This is a genomic window from Desulfovibrio sp. 1188_IL3213, from assembly GCF_036763145.1.
In the GTDB taxonomy this organism is placed as follows: domain Bacteria; phylum Desulfobacterota; class Desulfovibrionia; order Desulfovibrionales; family Desulfovibrionaceae; genus Desulfovibrio.
In genome coordinates this window covers 1-1,672 of the sequence record NZ_JBAIYR010000464.1, presented here as the reverse complement: position 1 = coordinate 1,672, position 1,672 = coordinate 1, and the positions used below count along the sequence as shown (strand labels likewise).

Annotated in this window: 2 protein-coding genes; one reads left to right on the top strand and one right to left on the bottom strand. The window is 61.7% G+C overall.

Annotation, left to right across the window (positions count from 1 at the left end):
* Window positions 1-259: PLP-dependent transferase (locus V6C16_RS12630; protein WP_333543373.1), on the bottom strand; the 259-nt coding region annotated here is incomplete at its 3' end.
* 420 nt (window positions 260-679) lie between these two features.
* On the opposite strand from V6C16_RS12630, the gene V6C16_RS12625 reads away from it, so the two are divergent.
* Window positions 680-1,672: CinA family nicotinamide mononucleotide deamidase-related protein (locus V6C16_RS12625; protein WP_333543372.1), on the top strand; the 993-nt coding region annotated here is incomplete at its 3' end.

The following is a 1,672-nucleotide window of genomic DNA, read 5'->3' as shown; positions in this document are numbered from 1 at the left end:
TTGCCAGAGCGGCCACGCCGCCTTCAAGGGCCGCCACGCGCTGCTCCAGGGCGTCCTGTGTGGGATTGGTCAGGCGGCTGTAGATATTGCCGGGGTCGGTGAGGTTGAAGCGCGCCTCGGCATGCGCACAGTCATTGAACACGTAAGACGTGGTCTGGTAAATGGGAACCGCCCTTGCGCCGCTGGCCGAATCCGGCTTTTCCTGGCCCGCGTGTACCTGCAGGGTTTCAAAGCGCAGGCTTTTTTTATTGTCAGTCATGATCCATCCCCTTGGCGGCAGACCTTGCGTTTTCAGCTTTTTCAACAGGCGGCCGACTATTACTTAGCAATGTGCTATGTAATACCGTGGCGGAAATGGCGGGCTTTGTCAACACCGTGGCATCCACGGCTGCGGGCTTGTCATCCCGTCAGCGAACTGCCAGCCATCAGGGCAGCCATCTGAAATTCCATCCGGGGCTGTCCGCCGTGCCTGCCGGCCGTGGCGCGGCTGCGCTCTCGCGAACGGCAAATACCACGTTCCGGAGTCCTGAAAAAAGTGGAAAGCATATGGCGGACGCTGCGTGCCGTGGCCGGGGAAACCCACAGCTGCGCGCGGTCTTGCAGGGCGGGCATGCAAGGGCTACCATCTTTGCCTGTCCCCGCCGGGGACGGATACGCCGTGAGTTGACAAGGAGGCCTCATGAGGGCGGAAATTATTTCAGTAGGCACGGAACTTTTACTGGGTCACACCGTCAATACGGACGCGGCCCATGTGGGCAGGGCGCTTTCGGCCCTGGGGGTGGATCTTTTGCAGGTTCACACTGTGGGGGACAACGCGGGGCGGCTTGAGGCGGCACTGCGCGAGGCATTGAACTGCGCGGATGTGGTGATCACCACAGGCGGGCTTGGCCCCACTGATGACGATATGACCAAGGAAACCGTAGCCAGGGTTCTTGATGCGCCCCTGGAGGAGCATGAGGACAGCCTGCGGCGTTTGCGTGAATATTTCGGTTCACGTCCCATTGGGGCCAATCAACTCAAGCAGGCGTGGCTGCCGCGCGGCTCCACGGCTTTTCCCAACAATGCCGGAACCGCCCCCGGCTGCGCTGTGCCGGCAAAGCCGGGCCAATGGGTGATTTTGCTGCCGGGGCCGCCTTCAGAACTTTTGCCCATGCTTGAAGACAGTGTCATGCCATTTTTGCAGCACATGGGGGGATCGGTCATTGCCTCCTTCATGGTGCGCACGTTCGGCATCGGTGAAGGCACTGCGGCCTTGCGCATAGGCGACCTGACGGAAGGGGCCAATCCTACGGTGGCCCCGTATGCCGGCGATGCGGAAATGTTTGTGCGCGTAACGGCAAAGGCTGAAAATGCCGCTGCCGCCAAGGAACTGGCAACGCCGGTTGTGGAGGCCGTGCGCGAACGTCTGGGCGACGTGGTGTACGGCGTGAATGTGTCCGGTCTTGAATCAGTCGTGGTTGAGGAACTGCGCAAGCGCGGGCAAAGCCTCGCCACGGCCGAATCCTGCACGGGCGGGCTGCTGGCAAAGCGCATAACGGACCAGCCGGGCGCTTCGGAAGTATTTGGCTATGGCCTGATTACCTACGCCAATGAAGCAAAGACGCGCCTTCTGGGCGTGCCGCAGGGTATGCTCGCCCGTTATGGGGCCGTGAGCCCGCAGGTGGCCCGCAAG